The 23,805-nt window shown below is 55.5% G+C and carries 22 protein-coding genes; 7 read left to right on the top strand and 15 right to left on the bottom strand.

Translation table 11 applies throughout. The features are described 5' to 3' along the window. The first annotated feature begins 13 nt into the window (after positions 1–13). Positions 14–1,141, top strand: a complete 1,128-nt coding sequence (rlmC, locus tag WM46_RS10135; protein ID WP_061076988.1) for a 23S rRNA (uracil(747)-C(5))-methyltransferase RlmC — start codon at positions 14–16, stop codon at positions 1,139–1,141. A gap of 112 nt (positions 1,142–1,253) precedes the next feature. Here rlmC and artJ read toward each other — a convergent pair whose 3' ends face one another. The 6 genes from artJ to WM46_RS10105 all read right to left on the bottom strand — a co-directional run bounded on the left by artJ (position 1,254) and on the right by WM46_RS10105 (position 5,768). Next, positions 1,254–1,985, bottom strand: a complete 732-nt coding sequence (gene artJ / locus WM46_RS10130; RefSeq protein WP_102602174.1) for an arginine ABC transporter substrate-binding protein ArtJ — start codon at positions 1,983–1,985, stop codon at positions 1,254–1,256. Positions 1,986–2,155: 170 nt separating this feature from the next. Next, on the bottom strand, positions 2,156–2,824 hold the full coding sequence (gene artM, locus WM46_RS10125) for an arginine ABC transporter permease ArtM (RefSeq protein ID WP_042320323.1): 669 nt from the start codon (positions 2,822–2,824) through the stop codon (positions 2,156–2,158). Then, positions 2,824–3,540, bottom strand: a complete 717-nt coding sequence (gene artQ, locus WM46_RS10120) for an arginine ABC transporter permease ArtQ (protein ID WP_043001228.1) — start codon at positions 3,538–3,540, stop codon at positions 2,824–2,826. The genes artM and artQ overlap by 1 nt, the downstream gene beginning before the upstream one ends. 6 nt (positions 3,541–3,546) lie before the next feature. Next, positions 3,547–4,278 (bottom strand): arginine ABC transporter substrate-binding protein ArtI, encoded by a 732-nt coding sequence (gene artI, locus WM46_RS10115; protein WP_102602173.1) that lies wholly within the window; start codon positions 4,276–4,278, stop codon positions 3,547–3,549. Positions 4,279–4,294: 16 nt separating this feature from the next. Next, a complete protein-coding gene (gene artP / locus WM46_RS10110) occupies positions 4,295–5,023 on the bottom strand; it encodes an arginine ABC transporter ATP-binding protein ArtP (RefSeq protein WP_061076990.1) in 729 nt (242 codons plus the stop codon). Positions 5,024–5,252: 229 nt separating this feature from the next. Next, entirely contained in the window at positions 5,253–5,768 is a 516-nt protein-coding gene (locus WM46_RS10105; protein WP_102602172.1) for a lipoprotein, read from the bottom strand. A 128-nt stretch (positions 5,769–5,896) separates the two neighbouring features. Between WM46_RS10105 and WM46_RS10100 the strand changes: the two genes are divergently transcribed. Both WM46_RS10100 and WM46_RS10095 read left to right on the top strand, forming a co-directional pair. Beyond that, a complete protein-coding gene (locus WM46_RS10100; RefSeq protein WP_042320310.1) occupies positions 5,897–6,220 on the top strand; it encodes a heavy metal-binding domain-containing protein in 324 nt (107 codons plus the stop codon). Continuing rightward, on the top strand, positions 6,217–7,047 hold the full coding sequence (locus WM46_RS10095) for an N-acetylmuramoyl-L-alanine amidase (protein ID WP_102602171.1): 831 nt from the start codon (positions 6,217–6,219) through the stop codon (positions 7,045–7,047). The genes WM46_RS10100 and WM46_RS10095 overlap by 4 nt, the downstream gene beginning before the upstream one ends. On the opposite strand, the gene WM46_RS10090 is transcribed toward WM46_RS10095, so the two are convergent. The 4 genes from WM46_RS10090 to poxB all read right to left on the bottom strand — a co-directional run bounded on the left by WM46_RS10090 (position 7,044) and on the right by poxB (position 12,355). After that, positions 7,044–8,057 carry an NAD-dependent epimerase/dehydratase family protein gene (locus tag WM46_RS10090; RefSeq protein ID WP_102602170.1) on the bottom strand — a complete coding sequence of 338 codons (1,014 nt, stop codon included), beginning with the start codon at positions 8,055–8,057 and terminating at the stop codon, positions 7,044–7,046. The genes WM46_RS10095 and WM46_RS10090 overlap by 4 nt on opposite strands. A 92-nt stretch (positions 8,058–8,149) precedes the next feature. After that, positions 8,150–9,586 (bottom strand): SDR family oxidoreductase, encoded by a 1,437-nt coding sequence (locus tag WM46_RS10085; RefSeq protein WP_061076994.1) that lies wholly within the window; start codon positions 9,584–9,586, stop codon positions 8,150–8,152. Between the two features lie 10 nt (positions 9,587–9,596). Then, on the bottom strand, positions 9,597–10,598 hold the full coding sequence (gene ltaE / locus WM46_RS10080) for a low-specificity L-threonine aldolase (protein WP_061076995.1): 1,002 nt from the start codon (positions 10,596–10,598) through the stop codon (positions 9,597–9,599). 38 nt (positions 10,599–10,636) lie between these two features. Further along, positions 10,637–12,355, bottom strand: coding sequence for a ubiquinone-dependent pyruvate dehydrogenase (poxB, locus tag WM46_RS10075; protein WP_061076996.1), 1,719 nt, complete (start codon positions 12,353–12,355; stop codon positions 10,637–10,639). 152 nt (positions 12,356–12,507) lie between these two features. Here poxB and WM46_RS10070 point away from each other — a divergent pair, with 152 nt between their 5' ends. Continuing rightward, positions 12,508–12,942 carry a DoxX family protein gene (locus tag WM46_RS10070; RefSeq protein WP_102602169.1) on the top strand — a complete coding sequence of 145 codons (435 nt, stop codon included), beginning with the start codon at positions 12,508–12,510 and terminating at the stop codon, positions 12,940–12,942. A 90-nt stretch (positions 12,943–13,032) separates the two neighbouring features. Here the strand turns inward: WM46_RS10070 and hcr are convergent, their stop codons facing one another. From hcr to aqpZ, 4 genes are all read right to left on the bottom strand, one after another. Next, the gene (gene hcr / locus WM46_RS10065; RefSeq protein WP_061076998.1) at positions 13,033–14,001 is read right to left on the bottom strand and encodes an NADH oxidoreductase; all 969 of its coding nucleotides are present in this window, start codon (positions 13,999–14,001) and stop codon (positions 13,033–13,035) included. Between the two features lie 10 nt (positions 14,002–14,011). Continuing rightward, positions 14,012–15,664: a hydroxylamine reductase gene (hcp, locus tag WM46_RS10060; RefSeq protein ID WP_061076999.1), complete on the bottom strand. Its 1,653-nt coding sequence runs from the start codon at positions 15,662–15,664 to the stop codon at positions 14,012–14,014. Positions 15,665–15,808: 144 nt separating this feature from the next. Next, positions 15,809–16,708 (bottom strand): lysine exporter LysO family protein, encoded by a 900-nt coding sequence (locus WM46_RS10055; RefSeq protein ID WP_043001217.1) that lies wholly within the window; start codon positions 16,706–16,708, stop codon positions 15,809–15,811. A gap of 157 nt (positions 16,709–16,865) precedes the next feature. Beyond that, positions 16,866–17,561, bottom strand: coding sequence for an aquaporin Z (aqpZ, locus tag WM46_RS10050; RefSeq protein WP_102603817.1), 696 nt, complete (start codon positions 17,559–17,561; stop codon positions 16,866–16,868). Between the two features lie 410 nt (positions 17,562–17,971). Between aqpZ and WM46_RS10045 the strand changes: the two genes are divergently transcribed. Next, a complete protein-coding gene (locus WM46_RS10045; RefSeq protein ID WP_102602168.1) occupies positions 17,972–19,630 on the top strand; it encodes an ATP-dependent endonuclease in 1,659 nt (552 codons plus the stop codon). Here the strand turns inward: WM46_RS10045 and WM46_RS10040 are convergent. Then, positions 19,627–20,577: a VirK/YbjX family protein gene (locus WM46_RS10040; RefSeq protein ID WP_102603816.1), complete on the bottom strand. Its 951-nt coding sequence runs from the start codon at positions 20,575–20,577 to the stop codon at positions 19,627–19,629. The genes WM46_RS10045 and WM46_RS10040 overlap by 4 nt on opposite strands. Positions 20,578–20,722: 145 nt before the next feature. Between WM46_RS10040 and macA the strand changes: the two genes are divergently transcribed. Continuing rightward, positions 20,723–21,841: a macrolide transporter subunit MacA gene (gene macA, locus WM46_RS10035; protein WP_061077001.1), complete on the top strand. Its 1,119-nt coding sequence runs from the start codon at positions 20,723–20,725 to the stop codon at positions 21,839–21,841. Next, entirely contained in the window at positions 21,838–23,784 is a 1,947-nt protein-coding gene (gene macB, locus WM46_RS10030) for a macrolide ABC transporter ATP-binding protein/permease MacB (protein WP_102602167.1), read from the top strand. The genes macA and macB overlap by 4 nt, the downstream gene beginning before the upstream one ends. The last annotated feature ends 21 nt before the right edge of the window (positions 23,785–23,805 follow it).

The following is a 23,805-nucleotide window of genomic DNA, read 5'->3' as shown; positions in this document are numbered from 1 at the left end:
TAAAGGTTTCCGTATGCAGTGCGCACTCTATGACGCCGGTCGCTGTCGTTCCTGTCAGTGGATCACGCAACCCGTTGGCGAGCAACTCACCGCCAAAACCACCGATCTACAAAATCTGCTTGCCGGTTTTCCGGTCGGGGAGTGGTGCGCGCCGGTCAGCGGCCCGGAGCAGGCGTTTCGCAATAAAGCGAAGATGGTGGTCAGCGGCAGTGTGGAAAAACCGTTGCTGGGCATGTTGCATCGCGATGGTACGCCAGAGGATCTGTGCGATTGTCCGCTCTATCCGGCCTCGTTTGCGCCGGTGTTTGCCGTGCTGAAACCGTTTATAGCCCGTGCCGGACTTACTCCCTACAACGTGGCGCGCAAGCGTGGAGAGCTTAAGTACCTTCTGCTGACGGAAAGTCAGTTTGATGGCGGTATGATGCTGCGCTTTGTTCTGCGTTCCGACAGCAAACTGGCACAGTTGCGTGCTGCGTTGCCGTGGTTGCAGGCGCAACTGCCGCAACTGAAGGTCATCAGCGTCAATCTTCAGCCCGTGCATATGGCGATTATGGAAGGGGAGACAGAAATCTTCCTGACTGAACAGCAGGCGCTGGCGGAGCGGTTTAACGACGTGCCGCTGTGGATCCGCCCGCACAGTTTCTTCCAGACCAACCCGGCGGTGGCAAGCCAACTGTATGCCACGGCGCGTGACTGGGTACGACAGTTGCCGGTGAATCACATGTGGGATCTGTTCTGTGGCGTCGGCGGTTTTGGTCTGCATTGCGCGACGCCGCAGATGCAGTTGACGGGAATTGAAATTGCCCCGGAAGCCATTGCCTGTGCGAAGCAGTCAGCGGCGGAACTGGGCTTAACCCATCTTCATTTTCAGGCGCTGGATTCGACGCAGTTTGCCACCGGGCAGGGGGGCGGGCCGGATCTGGTGTTGGTGAATCCGCCGCGACGCGGAATCGGTAAGCCGCTTTGCGATTACCTGGGACAGATGGCGCCGCCGTTCATTATCTATTCCAGCTGTAATGCGCAGACGATGGCGAAAGATATTGCCGCATTGCCGGGCTATCGCATTGAACGGGTACAGCTTTTCGATATGTTTCCACATACCGCGCATTATGAAGTGCTGACATTGTTGTTGAAGGATTAGTCACGGTTTGCCGGATGGCGACGCTGGCCCCTTATCCGGCCTGCGTGTGATGTGTATTTTGCAGGCCTGACAAGCGTAGCGTTGTCAGGCCTTCTACCGCCAGCGATTCGACTTACTGCGGGAACCACTGGTCGTTGATTTTTTGGTACGTACCGTCGGCCTTGATCGCCGCCAGCGCAGCGTTCAGTTTATCCAGCAGCACGGTATTATCCGGGCGAACCGCGATGCCGAGGCCGGTACCGAAGTACTGCGGATCGGTGACTTTCTCGGTTGCTACACCCAACTGCGGGTTGGTTTTCAGCCACTCGTTCACTACGGCGGTATCACCGAATACGCCATCAATACGGCCATTTTTCAGGTCGATAAACGCATTCTGATAGCTGTCATAGGCCACGGTTTTCACTTCCGGGTGCTTGTCCTGCAAGTATTTCTGGTGAGTGGTGCCGTTTTCCATCCCGATACGTTTACCTTTCAGATCGGCAAAGGTTTTGTAGGTATCTTTCTTCGAAATCACCAGCGCCGAGTTGGCATAGTAGGGGGTCGTAAACGCCACCTGTTTGCTCCGCTCTGGGGTGATATCCATACCGGAAATCACGGCGTCATATTTCTTGAACTTGAGCGCCGGGATCAGGCTGTCAAACGCATGGTTGGTGAAAGTACATTCTGCCTGCATTTGTTTGCACAAGGCTTTTGCCAGATCGAGGTCGAAGCCGACGATTTGGTTATTGGCATCCATAGATTCGAATGGTGGATAGGTCGCAGAGACGCCAAAACTGATTTTTTCAGCGGCAGAGGCACCGACGGCGAAAGAGGCAAGTAATGCGGCCAGAACTAACTTTTTCATGGTTGGACTCCCGTTATGATGAGGCGCCGTTTCTGCGGCATGGATTTACAATTCCAGCAATTGAATTTATATGCAATAAAAATGATTAACTATTTTTTCGTTAAATAAAAAAAGACGGACAGGTTAGAAACTTGTCCGTCTTGTTGATTGTGGTTTATGCAATAAAGTGCTTAGTTTCGGCGCTCGAAAGCCAGCGCTTTGCGCTCGATCAGACGCATCATTAACGTCAACAGTCCATTGACGATCAGGTAGATGACTCCTGCTGCGCCGAATACCATCACATCATAGGTGCGACCGTACAGCAGCTGGCCGTAGCCCATCACTTCCATCAGCGTGATGGTATACGCCAGAGAGGTACTCTTGAACACCAGTACCACTTCGTTGGAATACGAGGAGAGGGCGCGTTTAAAGGCATACGGCAACAGGATTGCCAGCGTGTCTTTCTTGCTCATCCCCAGCGCGCCGCAGGACTGCCACTGGCCTTCCGGAATCGCGCGAATCGCCCCATAGAACAGCTGAGTGGTATAGGCTGCGCTGTTCAGCGACAGCGCAATCAGCGCGCACAGCCACGGCTCAGACAGCAGATGCCACAGAACCGGATACTCCTGCAGAGACGGAAACTGTCCCGGCCCGTAGTAGATCAGGAAGATCTGCACCAGCAGCGGGGTACCGGTAAACAGCGTGATATAGCCACGCACCAGCCAGACCACGACCGGGGTTTTCAGCGTCAGAACAATCGTGAAAATCAACGCCAGAATCAGGGCGACGACAATGGACGCCACCGTCAGCGTCAGGCTGGTATGCAGCCCTTTCAGCAGTTCAGGTAAATACTCAAACATCAGCCCGGTCTCCGCTCAAAACGTGTCGCGCGCAGGTCAATGCGTTTGAGAATGTACTGACTCACCAGCGTAATCACCAGGTAGATCGCCGCAGCGATGATGTACCAGTTAAACGGTTCCTGGGTTCGCGTGGCGATACTCTTGGTTTGCAGCATCAGGTCGTTGACGCTGATGAGGCTCACCAGCGCGGTATCTTTCAGCAATACCAGCCACTGGTTACCCAGCCCCGGCAGCGCATGACGCCACATTTGCGGCATCACCAGCCGGAAGAAAATGGCGGTCTTCGACAGTCCCAGCGCCTGGCCGGATTCCCACTGACCCAGCGGTACCGCTTTCAGCGCGCCGCGCAGCGTTTGTGACGCATAGGCTGCGTAGAGCAGAGAGAGGGCGATCACCCCGCACAGGAAGGGGCTGACGTCGAAGTTTTCGATCTCCATTCGTACCGGAATCTGCACGACGCCCAGATTGATCGTAAAGCCATCAGAGAGCATCAGCAGCAGTTGAGAGGAGCCGAAATAGATAAACAGCACCACCAGAATTTCCGGCAGGCCGCGTAAAATGGTGACCAGCGCGGAACCGGTCCACGCCACAGGACGCCATTTCACTGACTCCCAGACGGCGAAAAGCATTGCCAGCGCCAGGCCGAGGATCAGTGCACAGACGGCAAGGCCGACGGTCATCCCGGCGGCGCTTGCAAGTGGGAAAAATTCGTTCATCAAGGCTTACTTCTGGAACCATTTGTTATAGATGGTCTCGTAAGTCCCATCTTTCTTCACTTTTTCCAGCGCAGTGTTGAATTTCTGCTGCAGTTCCTCGTTGCCCTGGCGTACGGCGATGCCGAGGCCAGTGCCGAAGTAATCTTTATCCGTCACTTTATCGCCAACCGGCGCCAGCTTCGGATTGTCTTTCAGCCACTCGGTGACCACCGCGGTATCACCAAACACGCTGTCAATACGGCCGTTTTGCAGATCCAGTTTCGCATTCTGGTAGCTGTCATACGGAACGGTAGTGATTTCCGGGTGTTTATCCATGATGAATTTCTGGTGAGTGGTGCCATTCTGCACGCCCACTTTCTTGCCTTTCAGCTGATCAACACCGGTGAATTTACCCTGCAGACCAATGAACAGCGCGGAGTTGTCATAGTAAGGGGTGGTGAACAGTACCTGTTTTTCACGCTCAGGCGTGATATCCATCCCCGCCATCACCGCGTCGAAACGACGGAATTTCAGGCTCGGGATCAGGCTGTCGAACGCCTGGTTGGTAAACGTACAGGTCGCGTCGATCTCTTTACACAGCGCATTGGCCAGATCAACATCAAAGCCGACAATCTTGTTATTAGCGTCCATAGATTCAAACGGAGGATAGGACGCTTCGGTCGCAAAACGAATGGTCTGGGCTGCTGTAGCGGAAAGGCTAAAGCCTGCGATAAGCGCGGCAATCAGAACTTTTTTCATTGTGTTGTCCCGAATCTTAGTGAGAGAGATAGTTTTTAAATGCTTCGGTCTGCGGGTCGGCAAAGCAACTCGCATTACCCTGCTCGACGATATGACCGTTTTCCATATACACGACGCGGCTGGCGGTTTTACGCGCCACTTCCACTTCGTGCGTCACGATCACTTGTGTAATATTGGTTTCCGCCAGTTCACGAATGATGCTGACGATTTGCGCGGTAATTTCCGGATCCAGCGCGGCGGTAGGTTCATCAAACAGCAACACCTGCGGTTCCATCATCAGCGCGCGGGCAATGGCGACACGCTGTTGCTGACCGCCGGAAAGATGCAGCGGATAACGATCGCTGTAAGGTTTCAGACGCAGGCGATCCAACAGTTTTTCTGCACGGGCTAACGCCTGATCTTTCGATAAACCCAACACGCGGCAGGGGGCTTCAATCAGGTTCTGTTGCACGGTGAGGTGCGGCCACAGATTGTATTGCTGAAAGACCATTCCGACGTTCTGGCGCAGCTCGCGAATCGCTTTATCTGACGGCGTTTTGCGGAAATCGAAGTGATTTCCCGCAATGTTGAGCGTACCGGAACGCGGCATCTCAAGCAGATTGAGTACCCGCAGCAGTGAGCTTTTACCGGCCCCGCTTGGGCCCAGTAACACCAGTGTTTCACCCTGCGGGCAATCCAGCGTGATATCGAACAGCGCCTGATGCGCGCCGTAGAAGCAGTTAATGCCGTTTAATTGAATACTCATTGATACTCGTATACTGGCCGTCTGATAGCTATTGAAGCCGCAGATAGTACCTTTGACAGAATAGTTATGCAATATTTATGCTTTAAAAGTTAAATATAGCGCGCATTTCCCCTTAAACATAGCACAAAATAGCGAGGGAGAAGGCCGGTAAGAACAATTGTCGGCATTCCATGCAGAATGCCGGACAATTTACGGGGGTTACGATTTTTAGCGCGTTTAAGCGGAGAGATTAACGGTTTTCAACCGACTGACGAAGCGTCCCGGCCGGGGCATGCACGCTGCCGCCGAGATAGCGCACATCATCAATGACCCAGCACTGGCCTTCACGGATCATCAGCGCTTCATCCTGCCAGTTCTGATCGCCCTGTTTCAGCGCAACGCGTAGCGGGATGTTGCGTGCATCACTATTCGGAATGGTCGAGGCGCTGGCGACGCTGGCGCTGTCCGGTGGCGTTGCGCGGCTGGAGAACGGATCGCTGCTCATCAGTTGACGATGCGCACTGTCACGACTGGCATCCGACAGCAGTTTCGCCAGGTTGTCGCTCAGGTAAGGGCGCAGGGCGGTGATATCATTACTGCGGTGCTGGATACGATAGTCATAGAATTGTTGAGCTACACTGTCCGGGCCGCCATCCACACAGGTCCCCGTACGCGGCCCGTTGTCTTTATAGGCTGGCGTGACGGTGGTGCAGGCGCTGAGCAGCAGCGCGCAAGGGATAAGCAGGGAGAGTTTCGAATAGCGCATAGTGATTTCCTTATAAGCGTTCTGCCATGAGTCTTCTAAGATAACAGTCATCTACGATAATCAATTATATCCTTTCAATGATAGTGTATGGCGCTGATAATGTGCTGAATGTAACCAGGAGAGACATCATGCAATTTTCGACAACCCCCACACTTGAAGGACAAAGCATCGTGGAATACTGCGGTGTGGTCACCGGCGAAGCCATCCTGGGCGCGAATATCTTCCGGGACTTTTTTGCCGGTATCCGCGATATCGTCGGCGGTCGTTCAGGCGCTTATGAAAAAGAGTTACGCAAAGCACGTGAAATTGCCTTCGCGGAGCTGGGCGAGCAGGCGAAAGCGCTGGGTGCTGACGCGGTGGTTGGCATTGATATCGATTATGAAACGGTCGGCAAAGACAGCAGCATGCTGATGGTCAGTGTGAGCGGGACGGCGGTGAAAACGCGTCGATGAGAAAGGGGTTATGGCTGGCGGCCTTTGCGTTATTCCTGACGGGGTGCGCAGGCGAAAAAGGGATCGTTGATAAAGACGGTTATCAGCTTGATACCCGTCATCAGGCGCAGGCGGCATATCCGCGCATTAAAGTGTTGGTGATCCACTATACGGCGGATGATTTCGATAGCTCGCTGGCGACGCTGACGGATAAAAACGTCAGCTCGCATTATCTGATCCCGTCCGTGCCGCCATTGCATCGCGGTAAACCGCGTATCTGGCAACTGGTGTCGGAACAGGATCTGGCGTGGCATGCCGGTATCAGCTTCTGGCGCGGCGCGGCGCGCATCAACGACACCTCGATTGGCATTGAGCTGGAAAATCGCGGCTGGCAAAAATCGGCGGGTGATAAATATTTTGCCCCGTTTGAGCCTGCGCAGATTCAGGCGCTGATACCGCTGGCGAAAGACATCATCGCCCGTTATGACATCAAGCCACAGAACGTGGTCGCGCATGCGGATATCGCTCCGCAGCGAAAAGACGATCCCGGTCCGCTGTTTCCCTGGCGAGCGCTGGCAGAGCAGGGTATTGGCGCCTGGCCCGATGCGCAGCGGGTAAATTTCTATCTCGCTGGACGGGCGCCGCACGCGCCCGTTGAGATGGCGTCACTGCTGGATCTGTTGTCGCGTTATGGTTATGAGGTGAAGCCTGAAATGACCGCGCGTGAACAGCAGCGCGTCGTGATGGCGTTTCAGATGCACTTCCGCCCGACGTTGTGGAATGGCGTTGCCGATGCTGAAACGCAGGCGATTGCTGAGGCGTTACTGGAAAAGTATGGGCAAGGTTAGCGATGCAGTTTTCCGTGGTCGCGCAGCCACGCGGCCGTTTGCACAATGCCTTCATCCAGCGTCACCACTGGCTTATACCCCAGTTCCGCTTCGGCGCGGCTGATATCCAGCGTAAAATCGAAATTCAGCTTCGACACCCCGTAGTGGGTTAACGCCGGTTCTTTGGCAGACTTATTGCCAAAGTGCTCCAGACTACGGGCAATCATATCCAGCATCGGATAGGGCACGGAGCGGATCCGACAGTGAATATTCAGCTCATCAATCAGCTTTTGCACGATACTGCGCAGGGTTCTGGGTTCGCCGTTGGTGATGTTGTACACCCGACCGGACGGCAGGCTGTCGCACAGTTCCTGGCTCGCCAGCCACATCGCGTGGATTGCGTTCTCATAGTAGGTCATATCGACCATCGCACTGCCGCCGTGCGGCAACAGCACGCTGCCGTAATGGTGCATCATGTGTGCCAGGCGGGGGATAAACACTTTGTCGTGTGGGCCAAACAGGCTCTGTGGGCGCAGCACCGTAAACCGGGTCTGTGGATTCGCCTGGGCCAGCAGGCTGATGACCTCTTCCCCGGCAGCTTTGCTGCGGGCAAATTCGTTGGCAAAGCGGTGCGGGCGAAAATCTTCTTTGATATCGCGATGATGGTGATAATCGAAATAAAGCGATGGAGAGGAGATATGAACAAAGTTACGCACGCCCCATGCGACGGCCCATTCGCCAAGACGGCGGGTCGCACGAACGTTTGCCAGATCAAAGGCTTCCTGAGTTCCCCAGGGTGAGGTGAAACTTGAGCAGTGCCACAGCGTATCGATGCCCGCAAGCATAACCTTCGCCTGCGAAGAGACCAGCTCGGTCAGATCCGCATGCACAAACTCCGCGCCCATTTTTTCGAGCAGTTTACCCATCGCTTCGTTGCGACCGGTCGCTCTGACGCTGATGCCTTTGTTGCGCAAAAACTCAACCGCGTTTCGTCCTAAGCCGCTGGTTGCGCCGGTAACCAGTACCTTCATATCAGTCCACTGTGTTTAATAAAACGTCGTGCGCATTCTTCCGTGAATTACGTCGGTATGCAATGGGAAACGTGAAACAATACAGTAAGTTTTTACGATTTATCTGTGATTTGTTCTGCAAGTCTGGCTATTTTTTTTGCCATTCCCCGGAAAATAAACAGGTGCGCCGGGATCATCAGCAGCCAGTAGAAAAGCCCGGGCATGCCATGCGGGTGCCACCAGGCGCGCACGTCAATCTCGCGATGATCGCCCTTATCGTCAAGGGTAAAGCTCAGCCGTCCCAGTCCTGGCGCTTTCATGCCAAACAGCAGCGTGAGCTGTTTTTCCGGCTCGACGATAATCACTTTCCAGCTGTCTACGGTATCGCCCGGTTGAAGCAGGTCGTGTTCAGGGCGACCTTTTGCCAGCCGATGGCCGACCAGCAGATCCAGTGCGGCGCGGATCTTCCACAATGCATTGCCAAAGAAATAGCCCTCTTTGCCGCCGAGACGGTTCACGACCCGCCACAATGCCGGCAAACTGGCGGATGTCTTTACGGTAAACCCGGCCTGTTTGGCGAAAAAACCGTATTCCGGTCGCCAGCGGGCAAACGCCTGCGCGTCGTAGCCCCAGTCGCTGGAGTTCACCAGTTTCTCCTCTTCCTTCAGCGTGCTGCGTACGGCATCGTCAAAGGCGATAAGCTTTTGGGGTATCAATGCCCGCAGTTCGCTGTCATCGGCCAGCAGATCGTGTCTGAGGCCCTGTATCAACGCTTTCGCGGTGGTAGGCGGCACCGAGGTGATGACATTCAGGAACCAGACGGAAATCCAACTGGTGGGAAAGGGGATGGGGATAAGCCAGCGATGCTTGCCGCTCACCGTCATGAAATGTTCGAACTGCTGCTGGTAGCTAAGCACCTGTGGCCCGGCTGCCTCAAAGATCCGATGCTCACGGGACGGGTGATCCAGCAGGGCCACCAGATAATGCAGCAGGTTTTCCAGCGCGATGGGCGTGGTACGTGAACGCACCCAGCGTGGCGGGGTCAGCACCGGCAGGTTGTAGACCATGTCGCGCATCACTTCAAAAGCGGCGGAACCGGCTCCAACGATGATCCCGGCGCGCAGTTCCGTTACCGGCACGCCAGACTCGCGCAGGGTATCGGCGGTGATCTGCCGCGCCCGCAGGTGGTCGGACTGCTCGTGTTCCGGTGCCTGCAAGGAGCTGAGAAAAATCAGCTGCCCGACCGGCGTTTCACGCAGGGCATCACGCACGTTAAGCGCGACCTGACGTTCGTGGGCGATGAAATCGCCGCCTTCTCCCATACCGTGTACCAGATAGTAGACGGTATCAACATTCGTCAGCAGAGACGCAAGCTGCGTCGGCCAGTTCAGATCGACCTTATGACAACTGACGTTGGGCAACTGCTGTTTTTCCAGTCGTTCAATGCGACGTGCCGCCGCCAGTACCTGATGTCCTTGCTGGCTGAGCGCCTGCACCAGATGCTGACCAATGTAACCACTGGCGCCAAGAACTACTATGCGTTGCGGCACATCTCTCTCCTTAACGATTCAGGAATGCGCGCCAGTGAGCGACGACATCAGCAAGCTGTTCCCGCGAAACATCCAGATGGGTCACCAGACGGACAACCGGCGATGCGTTGATCAGCACGCCCTGTGCTTTCATGTGCTCACCCAGGGCTGCAGCGTTGGCTTCTCCGACGCGGACAAACAGCATATTGGTGTCGTGACGCATCACGTCCGCCCCGGCTTCCCGTAGCTGCTCTGCCAGCCAGGCCGCGTTGTCGTGATCGTCCTGCAGGCGCGCAACGTTATTTTTCAGGGCATACAGTCCGGCTGCCGCCAGGATACCGGCCTGACGCATGCCGCCGCCGGTCATTTTGCGCCAGCGGGTAGCGCGCTTGATGTAATCGCGGCTGCCGACCAGTAGCGATCCGACCGGCGTCCCCAGCCCTTTGGACAGGCAGATGGTAAAGGAGTCGCAATACTGCACGATCTCTTTGAGTTCACAACCGTAGGCCACGACGGCGTTAAAAATACGCGCGCCATCAACATGCAGCGCCAGACCGCGCTCACGGGTGAATTCCCATGCCTCTTTCAGATACTCGCGCGGCAGCACTTTGCCGTTGTGGGTATTTTCCAGGCTTAGCAGGCGGGTACGGGCAAAGTGAATGTCATCCGCCTTTATTTTGGCGGCGACTTTATCCAGCGGCAGCGTACCGTCGGCCGCGGCGTCAATCGGCTGCGGCTGAATGCTGCCGAGCACCGCCGCGCCGCCGGCTTCATACAGATAGTTATGTGCCCCCTGACCGGCGATATACTCTTCGCCGCGCTCGCAGTGGCTAAGTAGCGCCACGAGGTTGGCCTGGGTGCCGGTGGGTAAAAATAACGCCGCTTCTTTACCTGAAAGGTCAGCGGCGTATTGTTGGAGAGCGTTAACGGTGGGGTCATCCCCGTACACGTCGTCCCCGACCGGGGCGGCCATCATTTCTTCAAGCATGGCGCGACCCGGACGGGTGACGGTATCACTGCGTAGATCGATCATTGCACATCCCTATTGTTTGAAAGGCGATGTGCATTGTTTTACCTGAGCCAGTTGGTTTTTGCCAGTTCGATCACCTCATCGCCGCGACCGCTGATGATGGCGCGTAGCATATACAGGCTGAAGCCTTTGGCCTGCTCCAGTTTGATCTGTGGCGGAATGGCCAGTTCTTCTTTCGCGACAACCACATCCACCAGCACCGGGCCGTCGATTGACAGGGCGCGCTGTAGCGCTTCATCGACGTCAGCGGCTTTTTCCACCCGAATACCGGTGATGCCGCACGCTTCGGCAATGCGTGCAAAGTTAGTGTCGTGCAACTCCGTGCCGTCGGTGAGATAACCACCGGCCTTCATCTCCATCGCCACAAAACCCAGCACACTGTTATTAAAGACCACGATTTTGACCGGGAGCTTCATCTGGACCACCGACAGGAAATCCCCCATCAGCATACTGAATCCGCCGTCGCCGCACATGGCAATGACCTGACGTCCCGGCGCGGTGGCCTGTGCGCCCAGCGCCTGCGGCATGGCGTTAGCCATCGAACCGTGGTTAAACGAGCCCAACAGACGGCGCTTGCCGTTCATTTTCAGGTAGCGGGCGGCCCACACCGTCGGCGTACCGACGTCGCAGGTAAAGATGGCGTCATCGGCGGCAAAGTGGCTGATTTGCTGCGCCAGGTACTGCGGGTGAATCGCCTTTTCGCTGGGTTTGGCGAGATCGTCGAGGCCCTTACGCGCATCGCGATAATCGCTCAACGCCTTGTCGAGGAATTTACGTTCGGTCTTTTCTTCCACCAGTGGCAGCAGCGCCGTCAGCGTGGCTTTGATATCACCGATCAGCGCCATATCGACCTTACTGTGCGCGCCGATGCTGCCGGGATTGATATCAATTTGGATAATTTTGGCGTCAGTTGGGTAGAACGCGCGGTAGGGGAACTGCGTACCGAGGAGCACCAGCGTATCGGCATTCATCATGGTATGGAAGCCGGATGAGAAGCCGATCAGTCCGGTCATCCCCACATCGTATGGGTTGTCATATTCGACATGCTCTTTGCCGCGCAGGGCGTGAACAATGGGGGCTTTAATTTTGGCGGCGAACTCGACCAGTTCTTTATGCGCTCCTGCGCAGCCGCTGCCGCACATCAGGGCGATATTGCTGGAGTAGCGTAACAGTTGGGCCAGCTTTCTTAACTCTTCTTCCGCGGGCGTGACGATCGGTAAGGGCGCGTGATACCAGTGGCTGCTGGCGCTTTCTGGCGCCGGTTTTAACGCCACATCGCCCGGTAATACCACCACCGAGACGCCGCGATTGAGCACCGCTTTGCGCATGGCAATCGCCAGAACCTGGGGGATCTGTTCCGGGCTGGAAACGAGCTCGCAATAGTGGCTGCATTCGCGAAACAGCTCCTGTGGGTGCGTCTCCTGGAAATATCCGCTGCCAATTTCGCTGGAAGGAATGTGGGCGGCGATAGCCAGCACCGGGACATGGTTACGATGACAATCAAACAGACCGTTGATCAGATGCAGGTTACCGGGTCCACAAGACCCTGCGCAAACCGCCAGTTCGCCGGTCAACTGCGCCTCCGCACCCGCCGCAAACGCGGCAACCTCTTCATGACGGGTCGACATCCACTCAATCGTTCCCATGCGATTGAGGCTGTCGCTCAGGCCGTTCAGCGAATCGCCCGTTACGCCCCAGATACGTTTCACCCCTGCCTGTTCCAGTGTTTTAGCAATAAAAGCGGCAACCGTTTGTTTCATGGTTTTCCATCTCCTTAATTGTGATACCGGTTACAAGTTTAGATGAAGATACTGATTACGCTGCGTGGCACCCCCTTATTTTCAGCAGCTTCCTTTCAGGGGGGATAACGCGTAGCGTGAAAAAAATCAGAGTGAACCAGGGGTAAATTCAGATGCTTACAACATGGTTAAATGCAGTGAATCGGATGCTGACGCACGAGGATTTTGGTAAGTTTTTATTACGCCTGGCGGTTGGGGGATTGATGCTGTTCCACGGGCTGCATAAGCTGTTTGCCGGGATTGATGGCATCAGCGGAATGCTGATTGCCAAAGGGCTGCCGGGCTTTATTGCGTACGGCGTGCTGGTGGGGGAAGTGATAGCGCCTTGCCTGATTATTCTCGGGATCCTGACGCGTCCGGCGGCGTTGGTGCTGGCGTTCACCATGATTGTGGCGTGGCTGATGGTCGGGATGAATGAAACCTGGGCGCTGGATAAAACCGGAGCATGGGCAATTGAAAGCCTGGTCTATTTCTTTATCGGCGCGCTGGCGGTGGCGTTTCTCGGTGCAGGACGGTTTTCGGTCGCTGGCAATTCAGCCTGGCGGTGAGGAATTGCCGGATGGAGGCGTAAACGCCTTATCCGGCCTAAAATTGCTCTCGTAGGCCGGATAAGCGCAGCGTCATCCGGCAATCTGCTATCAGGCGAGTACTAAGTCGCCCTGCGGATGGCAGGAACAGGCTAGCACGTAGCCGTCGGCGATTTCGGCATCGGTCAGCGTCATCGTGCTGCTGACCGTATAGTCGCCGGAAACCACTTTGGTTTTACAGCAACCGCAGACGCCCGCGCGGCAGGCAACGGTGACGGGCACCTTGTTGCTCTCCAGCGCATCCAGCAGCGTCGTACCGACCGGCGCGTAAAATTCTTTCGCCGGCTGTAGCTTCGTAAATTTCAGACCGCTGGTTGCCGCTTCCGCTACCGGGGTGAAGAACTGTTCTTTAAAGAAGCGCGTTACGCCCAGCGCTTTCACTTCCTGCTCGACCAGATCCATATACGGCGCCGGGCCACAGGTCATCACCGTGCGGGAGGCCAGATCCGGTACCTGTTGCAACAGTTCCGTGGTCAGGCGACCGGCGGCAAAACCGGCGGTGGCGTTGTTTTCCGCCACCAGCGTGACCGGATACTGACGCCACTCTTCGGCAAAAATGACATCCTGCGGCGAGCGCACGTTGAAGATTACCTGCACGTCAGCATGCGGACGGTACTTCGCCAACCAGCGGCGCATCGACATGATCGGCGTAACGCCACAGCCAGCTGCCAGCATCAGGAACTTATCATCGGCTTTATCTTCGCAGGTGAAATCGCCCATCGCATCGGACAGCCAGAGGTAGTCGCCGCGCTTCACGTCGCGGGTTAACCACTGTGAGCCCGCCCCGTCGTCAATCCGGCGAACGGTCAGCGTAATGTATTCGCTGACCCCCGGTGTTGAAGAGAGCGTGTAAGCGCGCAGCGTTTCCGCAGAATTACGCACGCTGATCAGTGCATACTGCCCGGCGCGATACGGATAATAGTCGTGGCACAGCAACGAAATTGTCCATACATCCGGCGTTTCCTGATGGATGTGATGAACCTGCATCCGCCATGGGCACTGATGAGTTGGCATTGTCATTCTTTACTCCTTACGCGCTCAGCAACTGCTTCATGTCTTCTTCAACGGTGGTCACGGAACGCAGACCAAATTTCTCGTTGAGTACCGCCAGCAGATCCGGCGTGAAGAAGCCAGGCGCCGTCGGGCCAGTGACGATGTTTTTCACACCGAGAGACAGCAGGGTCAGCAGAATCACGATTGCTTTCTGCTCGAACCAGGAGAGCACCAGAGACAGCGGCAGGTCGTTCACGCCACAGCCCAGTTTCTCAGCCAGCGTCACTGCCAGAATGATCGCGGAGTACGCATCGTTACACTGACCGGCATCAACCAGACGCGGCAGGCCTTCGATATCGCCGAATTCCAGCTTGTTGAAGCGATATTTACCGCAGGCCAGAGTCAGGATCAGGCAGTCATCCGGGACGCTGGTGGCGAAATCGGTGAAGTAGTTACGTTCGCCGCGCGCGCCGTCACAGCCGCCGACCAGGAAAATGTGACGCAGTTTTTCACGACTCACCAGGTCGATCAGGGTGTCCGCCGCGCCCAGCAGGGTCTGACGACCGAAGCCGACGGTGATCAAGTGCGGAATTTCACTGTACGGGAAGCCTGCCATTTGCTGAGCCTGCGCGATAACCGGACCGAAGTCGTCGCCTTCCAGGTGGCTCACACCAGGCCAACCGACGATGCTGCGGGTCCAGATACGATCGTCGTAGCTGCCAACGGTCGGGTCGATGATGCAGTTAGAGGTCATCACGATAGGGCCGGGGAAGCGGGCGAATTCGACCTGCTGGTTCTGCCAGCCACTACCGTAGTTACCAATCAGATGCTTGAATTTACGCAGTTCCGGATAACCGTGCGCTGGCAGCATTTCACCGTGGGTGTAAACGTTAACGCCAGTGCCTTCGGTTTGTTCCAGCAGGTTATACAGATCTTTCAGGTCGTGACCGGAGATCAGAATGCACTTCCCTTCGGTCGCTTTAACGTTAACCTGGGTTGGCGTCGGGTGGCCGTATTTGGTGGTTTCACCGGCATCCAGAATGCTCATCACTTTGAAGTTCATCTGGCCGATTTCCATTGAGCACTCAAGCAGAGCGTTCATATCGGAAGGCCAGGTACCCAGCCACGCCATGATTTTATGGTATTGCGCGTAGATGTCGTTGTCGTACTGACCGAGAACGTGCGCGTGCTCCATATAGGCCGCCGCACCTTTCAGGCCGTACAGGCACAGCAGACGCAGGCCGAGAATGTTCTCGCCAATCGCGGCCTTGTCTTTGTTCGGGGTAAATTCGGCAGCCTGGCGTTGCAGGTCGCCCAGATCGTCGCTAACCAGTTGCAGGTCAGCCATAGGGTTGTCGCAGTGCGCATTGGCGTCAACGCTCAGGCACTGGGCTTTTAGCGCTTCACGCATCGCGATAGCGTCGCGGGCATAGCCGACGATACGTGGAGAGTCGAAGTTAACGTTGGTCAGCGTGGAGAAGAAAGCACGCGGCGCAAAGTTATCAACGTCATGATTAATGATGCCATATTCACGAGCTTTAGCCGCCCATGCAGACAGACCTTGTAGGGAGGCAATCAGCAGATCCTGCAGATCAGAGGTTTCAGCCGTTTTACCGCACATACCCTGCGCGTAAGAGCAGCCGTTTCCTGCCGGAGTACGGATGGTTTGTTCACATTGCACACAAAACATGGTCACACCTTTTAAAGTTATATTTAATATACATGTTTAAGATTATGCCTGTGCGCAGAGGGATTAAAGGGATTTCTGATACAACTTACAGGGAGATTGATTTAGCGCAATTTTGGCGGCAGAGGCCTACCGCCAAAGAGGGAGTTAAGCGGAGAAAAAAGCCATCAAAATGGGCACCAGCAAACTGAGGACAAAGCCGTGAACAATCGCTGCCGGAACCATCTCCAGCCCACCGGTACGCTGTAAAACTGGCAGGGTAAAGTCCATTGACGTGGCGCCACACAGCCCCAGCGCGGTAGAACGACTGCGACGCACCAGACCTGGAATCAGCATAATCGCGAGCAGTTCGCGCGCCAGATCGTTAAAGAACGCGGCGCTGCCGATCACCGGACCGTACGATTCGGTCAGCAAAATACCAGAAAGGGAGTACCAGCCAAAACCCGACGCCATCGCCAGCGCGGTTTTCACTGGCAGACCGAGAATCAACGCGTTAATCAGGCCGCCAATCATGGAGCTGGCGACGACCACGACCGCCACAATCATGCCACGCCGGTTCAGGACAATCTGCTTTAACGTCATTCCGCTGTTGCGTAACTGGATGCCGACCAACAGTAGCAGCAGGATCAGCGTATATTCGCTTGCTTCTGTGGCGTGCTGCAAAATGGGCAGCGCGCTCAACCCCAGCAAAAAGCCGACCACTACCACGCCGCACAGCTTCAGTGATTCAAGCGCCATCGCGATACGGGAGGGCAGTTTCTCTTGTTGGTGATGATGTCGCCAGGGTAATGCGCGTTCCAGCCACAGTAATGCGGCAATATTACACAGCAAAATAACGGTAATGCTAACGGCGGAATAGTGAAATATCGCCAGCAGGTTGCTCGCCAGATTATCCAGAAAGGCCAGACTGATCCCCATAAAAAAGAGAATCAGATAAACCATCCAGCTCAATAGTCGATTGATCAGTTTTAATGCCGCGGTGTGTCGAAGCGGAATGAGATAACCCGCTATCAGCGGAAGCAGAATGATGAGAAGTCCTGAAAACATGAACAGCCGGGTCCTTTGAATTAGCGAGACAGCGCCATGACACTACCCAATAACGCGGGTTCAGTAAAGATGCAAAATAAAAGCCGGAAAGGGACGATACCTTATCCGGCTGAAGCGCGTTTGACCCGACGGGTATGTGCCGTCGGGCGTTCTGACATTAATCGCGTTTTTCGAGCAACGTACGGTAAATAAGACCGCCGAGAATACCGCCAATAATTGGCATCACCCAGAACAACCACAGCTGTTCTAACGCCCAACCGCCCTGGAAGATAGCGACCGCGGTACTCCGCGCCGGGTTCACAGACGTATTGGTTACCGGAATGCTGATTAAGTGGATCAGGGTTAATGCCAGACCGATCGCGATCGGCGCAAAACCTGCCGGTGCATGTTTGTCCGTTGCGCCGTGAATCACCAGCAAGAAGCCGGCAGTCAGCACGATTTCGATAATAATCGCTGACAGCATGGAGTAGCCGCCCGGAGAGTGCTCGCCGTAACCGTTGGAGGCGAAGCCGCTGGCGGTTGCGTCAAAACCGGCTTTACCGCTGGCAATTAAATACAGGACTGCCGCTGCAATAATACCGCCTACTACCTGGGCAATAATGTAGCCAATAACCTCTTTTGCCGGGAAACGACCGCCTGCCCATAAGCCTAATGTCACCGCCGGGTTAAAATGCCCGCCGGAAATATGGCCAACGGCAAAGGCCATGGTTAATACGGTCAGGCCGAAGGCCAGTGCGACACCTAAAAAACCAATACCTAATTCCGGAAACGCGGCTGCCAGTACGGCGCTGCCGCAGCCACCAAAAACAAGCCAGAATGTACCAAAACATTCGGCTGCTAATTTTCTCAACATATCCACCTCAATGTAAAAAATAACCACGTAAAGATTGTGGTAATCAATATTTATTGTCTGCCTGAATGACGACAAATAAATAGCTCGCTATTTTAAAAACGATCGTCATCCGTTCTCTAGTCAAATAAAACCTGTTAGTTTGATTTAGGGCAATGCGGCGTCATTCCTTCCATAGATTTCTCTTAAGGGAAGTGTAGTGCATAGTCCTGTGAAAAAGGATTTTCAACACCTGATTTATTTTCGTCCTGCAAAAGGTGCTTTTCTGTATTACGAATGAAAGAGAAAAGAATAAATCGTTCACCCTTCACACAGTCAGCCTGCGTAATAATATCCTTGTCACGTCCCGCGCCGGGTTTTGCGGTTATACTGCGGGGAGAGTAAAGGGAAAGTGAAGATTTTCTGGAGGATACATGATTCTCGAACGCGTTGAGATAGTGGGATTTCGCGGTATCAATCGACTGTCGTTGATGCTCGAGCAGAATAACGTCCTGATTGGTGAGAACGCCTGGGGTAAATCAAGTTTACTGGATGCGTTAACACTGCTGCTGTCACCCGAATCTGAGCTGTATCATTTTGACCGCGATGATTTCTGGTTTCCTCCTGGCGATATGAAAGGCCGCGAACATCATCTGCATATCGTACTGACGTTTCGTGAATCTCAACCTGGACGCTATCGGGTTCGCCGCTACCGGCCGCTGGAGGCGTGCTGGACGCTATGTCACGATGGTTTTCAGCGTATCTTTTATCGCCTTGAAGGCGAATGCGGTGAGGACGGCAGCGTGATGACGCTGCGCAGTTTTCTTGACGGCGACGGGCATCCGCTGGCGGTTGACGATATCAACGAACAGGCGCGGCATCTGGTGCGTCTGATGCCGGTGCTGCGTTTACGCGATGCGCGGTTTATGCGCCGTATTCGTAACGGCACGGTGCCGGAGGTTGATGATGTCGAAGTCACCGCCCGTCAACTGGATTTTCTCGCCCGCGAACTGGCGATGCGCCCGCAGAATCTCACCGACGGACAGATCCGTCAGGGGCTTTCGGCGATGGTGCAACTGCTCGAGCACTATTTTACCGAGCAGGGCACTTCGCAGTCCCGTCACCGCTTAATGCGCCGACGCTCCGCCAACGAACAGCGAAGCTGGCGCTATCTCGATATTATCAACCGGATGATCGACAAACCGGGGGGACGTACTCACCGGGTGATTCTGCTGGGGCTGTTCTCCACGCTGTTGCAGGCGAAGGGCACGGTCAGGCTGCATAAAGACGCCAGACCGCTGCTGTTGGTGGAAGATCCGGAAACGCGCCTGCATCCCATCATGCTGTCAGTGGCATGGCAGTTGCTAAATCTGCTACCGCTTCAGCGCATCACCACCACCAACTCGGGCGAGTTGCTCTCGCTGACTCCGGTGGAACATGTCTGTCGCCTGGTGCGTGAATCCTCGCGCGTGGCGGCCTGGCGTCTGGGACCGGGGGGGCTGAGCGCAGAGGATGGTCGACGCATTGCCTTCCACATTCGCTTTAACCGTGCTTCTTCGTTGTTTGCCCGCTGCTGGCTGCTGGTGGAAGGGGAAACAGAAACCTGGGTGATCAACGAACTGGCCCGTCAGTGCGGTCATCACTTTGATGCCGAAGGGATTAAGGTGATCGAATTCGCGCAGTCCGGTCTTAAACCGCTGGTAAAATTCGCCCGGCGGATGGGCATTGAGTGGCACGTGCTGGTGGATGGTGATGAAGCCGGGAAAAAATATGCCGCCACGGTGCGAAGCCTGCTGAATAATGACCGGGAAGAGGAGCGCGAACACCTGACCACGCTGCCTGCGCTGGATATGGAACACTTTATGTACCGGCAGGGTTTTGCCGATGTTTTTCACCGGGTGGCGCAAATCCCGGAAAATGTGCCAATGAATATGCGTAAAATCATTTCGAAGGCGATCCATCGCTCATCGAAGCCCGACTTAGCCATCGAAGTGGCGATGGAAGCCGGGCGGCGAGGTGTGGACGCGGTGCCGACGCTGCTGAGAAAAATGTTCTCCCGGGTGCTGTGGCTGGCGCGCGGCAGAGCGGACTAATCCTGTAAGCACTGCGGAACCTGCGTGACGACGCTGTCGAGCAGCGCGTAGCGGCGGCGGTATTCAGCCCGTTTTTTGCTGGCGATATCCGCCTCGCTTTTCCGCGCAATGGTCAGCGGCAGCGAGAAGTAATCTCCTTGCGTTTTTTCACCGCCCAGGGACGCCCAGAAGGCGTCGTAGTCGGCATGCATTTGCGTTTTTTTGTCCATATAGCGCCAGCTGCGATAAACATGCACCGCGTTGCTGACCGCCAGAATCTGGTCCGCCCTGGCGATCTGAGCGAACTGACACAGCGCTTCCATTACCACTCTTTTGGGGAACAAGCCGTAACAGGCTTTGGTGGCCTGCTGAATGACCTCATGTGGAACATCATTCGCCGCGCCCTGCAAGCCGCCAATAAACAGGGTGCGTTTTCCGTTTAACGTACAGAATGTGAAGGTAATTTCTGCCAGAATACGCATCTGCTCGTCGCGGATCACGACGGTACTTTCACCTTCTTTATCCAGTGAGACCAGACTGACTAAATCAAGCTGGAATGACGCGCCGTCTTTGGCCTCAAATTTTGCCAGGTTGAGACCGTTCTGGCTTAAATATCGGGCCAGTTGTTCGCGGCTGAATAACTGACGCAGCAGATCATAATGGCTACAGAGCGCGGTCAGCGCGGTATCGCGCTTAATATTCACGGCCATATACGGGCGGTGCAGACGAATTGGCAACCGGGGTTGTCGAGCCAGCAGCGTATTCAGCTCAGGCCATTGGGTCAGATTTTCCAGCAACTGACGGGTAGCCCTTGGCATCAACAACGAGCGAATTAAAAACTTACGGCGAAAGCTGGCCTTCCGCCAGAATTTACCCGGCAGTAATTGACCCCGCGTCAGGCGCATAAATAATTGTAAAGGAGACGCAACGTCTGAAGTGTAAAAGGTATTATCAGTAATCTGTGACATGATCATAATCCGCAATGCGATGATTGCGAAAATTGAAACACGCTGAATCTTAACCAATCATCAATGCCGCGAGCGCTATCCTTTTCGCTTGCGGTTTGTTTAGATACTGTTGAATTTCAGCTGAAAACTTACCATCAGGATCGCTATGGGTATTAAGGGAAATAAAATTAAAAAGCGCTATCTGTTGCTTATTTTCATTCTCATCCTGGGGGCATTTGCCCTTTGGCGGACGCTTAATGCGCCGGTGCCAAATTATCAGACGCTGATTGTGCGTCCGGGAGATTTGCAGCAAAGCGTACTGGCAACCGGCAAACTCGACGCATTGCGAAAAGTGGATGTCGGCGCGCAGGTGAGTGGTCAGCTCAAAACGCTGTCGGTAGCGATTGGCGATAAGGTGAAGAAAGACCAGCTGCTGGGCGTTATCGACCCTGAACAGGCGGAAAACCAGATCAAAGAGGTGGAAGCGACGCTGATGGAGCTTCGCGCTCAACGCCAGCAGGCTGAAGCCGAGTGGAAGCTGGCGCGGGTGACGCTCTCCCGTCAGCAACAGCTGGCAAAAACCCAGGCCGTGTCGCAACAGGATCTGGACACTGCCGCGACGGAGATGGCGGTGAAGCAGGCGCAAATCGGCACCATCGATGCGCAGATCAAACGCAATCAGGCATCTCTGGATACCGCGAAGACCAACCTCGACTACACCCGCATCGTCGCGCCGATGGCCGGTGAAGTCACGCAGATCACCACCCTACAAGGGCAGACGGTGATTGCCGCGCAGCAGGCGCCGAACATTCTGACACTGGCGGACATGAGTACGATGCTGGTAAAAGCGCAGGTCTCTGAAGCCGATGTTATTCACCTTAAACCGGGGCAGAAGGCCTGGTTCACCGTACTGGGCGATCCGCAAACCCGTTACGAAGGGACGCTGAAAGATGTGCTGCCGACGCCGGAAAAAGTGAATGATGCCATTTTCTATTACGCCCGATTTGAAGTGCCCAACCCCAAAGGCATTCTGCGGCTGGAGATGACCGCGCAGGTCCATATTCAGCTAACGGATGTGAAAAACGTTCTGACGATCCCGCTTTCCGCGCTGGGTGACCCGGTCGGGGACAATCGCTATAAGGTAACCCTGCTGCGTAACGGTGAAACTCGTGAACGCGAAGTGTCCATTGGCGCGCGCAATGACACCGACGTGGAGATTGTAAAAGGGCTGGAAGCCGGTGATGAAGTGGTGACGGGCGAGGGTAAACCGGGAGTCGCGCAATGACGGCATTGCTTGAACTGAGCAATATTCGCCGCAGTTATCCCTCCGGAGAAGAACAGGTGGAGGTGCTGAAAGGCATCACGCTACAGATCAATGCCGGGGAGATGGTCGCGATCGTCGGGGCGTCTGGCTCCGGCAAATCCACGCTGATGAACATTCTGGGGTGCCTCGATAAACCCACCAGCGGCACCTACCGGGTCGCGGGACGCGATGTCTCAACGCTGGACCGCGATGCGCTGGCGCAACTGCGTCGGGAGCATTTCGGCTTTATTTTCCAGCGCTACCATTTGCTGTCACATCTGACGGCGGCGCAAAACGTCGAAGTCCCCGCCGTTTACGCCGGTACGGAAAGGAAACAGCGTCTGGCGCGCGCGCAGGAGCTGCTCCAGCGGCTTGGTCTGGGCGATCGCGTCGATTATCAGCCCTCGCAGCTTTCCGGCGGTCAGCAGCAGCGCGTGAGTATTGCTCGCGCGCTGATGAACGGCGGACAGGTGATCCTCGCCGATGAACCCACCGGTGCGCTCGACAGCCGTTCCGGTGAAGAGGTGATGGCAATTCTGCACCAGCTGCGCGATCGCGGGCATACGGTCATTATCGTCACCCACGATCCCCAGGTTGCCGCCCAGGCAGAGCGGGTGATTGAGATCCATGACGGCGAAATTGTGCGTAATCCGCCCACGAAGCGTGCCGCGCAAGGGCAGGGCATTCAGGAACCGACGGTGAAAACGGCGTCCGGCTGGAGTCAGTTTGTCAGCGGGTTTCGCGAAGCACTGACCATGGCGTGGCTGGCGATGGCGGCCAACAAAATGCGCACGCTGCTGACAATGCTCGGGATCATTATCGGCATCGCGTCAGTGGTGTCGATTGTGGTGGTCGGCGACGCAGCGAAACAGCTGGTGCTGGCGGATATCCGCGCCATCGGGACCAACACCATTGATATCTACCCCGGCAAAGATTTTGGCGACGACGATCCACAGTATCAGCAGGCGCTGAAATACGACGATCTTGCGGCGATCCAAAAACAACCCTGGGTGACCTCCGCGACGCCCGCCGTGTCGCAGAACCTGCGCTTGCGTTATGGCAATACCGACGTTGCCGCCAGCGCGAACGGAGTCAGCGGCGACTATTTTAACGTTTACGGTATGACCTTCAGCGAAGGGACAACGTTCAACCGCGAACAGCTTAACGGTCGTGCGCAGGTGGTGGTGCTCGACAGCAACACCCGACGTCAGTTGTTTCCGCATAAGGCGAACGTGGTGGGCGAGGTGATCCTCGTGGGCAACATGCCCGCGACGGTCATCGGCGTGGCGGAAGAGAAGCAGTCGATGTTTGGCAGCAGCAAAATCCTGCGCGTCTGGTTGCCTTACAGCACAATGTCCGGGCGCATTATGGGGCAGTCGTGGCTTAACTCGATCACCGTACGAGTGAAGGAAGGTTTCGACAGCGCACAGGCCGAACAGCAACTCACCCGACTGCTGACGCTGCGTCATGGCAAAAAGGATTTCTTCACCTGGAATATGGACGGTGTCTTGAAAACCGCTGAAAAGACCACACGTACTCTTCAGTTATTCCTGACGCTGGTGGCGGTAATTTCGCTGGTGGTTGGCGGGATCGGCGTGATGAACATTATGCTGGTGTCGGTCACAGAGCGTACGCGGGAGATCGGCATCCGGATGGCAGTAGGCGCGCGCGCCAGTGATGTGCTGCAGCAGTTTTTGATTGAAGCGGTGCTGGTTTGTCTGGTGGGCGGCGCGCTGGGTATCAGCCTGTCGATGCTGATCGCCTTCACGCTGCAGCTGTTCCTGCCCGGTTGGGAGATTGGCTTCTCGCCGGTCGCGCTGCTGACGGCATTTTTGTGCTCTACCATTACCGGCGTCCTGTTCGGCTGGTTACCGGCGCGCAACGCGGCGCGACTGGATCCGGTCGATGCGTTAGCGCGAGAGTAACGTCCCGGGAAATAAAAATGC

Origin of the sequence: Citrobacter freundii complex sp. CFNIH2, assembly GCF_002880615.1 — a bacterium.
Taxonomy (GTDB): domain Bacteria; phylum Pseudomonadota; class Gammaproteobacteria; order Enterobacterales; family Enterobacteriaceae; genus Citrobacter_A; species Citrobacter_A amalonaticus_F.
Note: the sequence above shows the minus strand (reverse complement) of the source record. Positions and strands in the feature narration are given on the sequence as shown.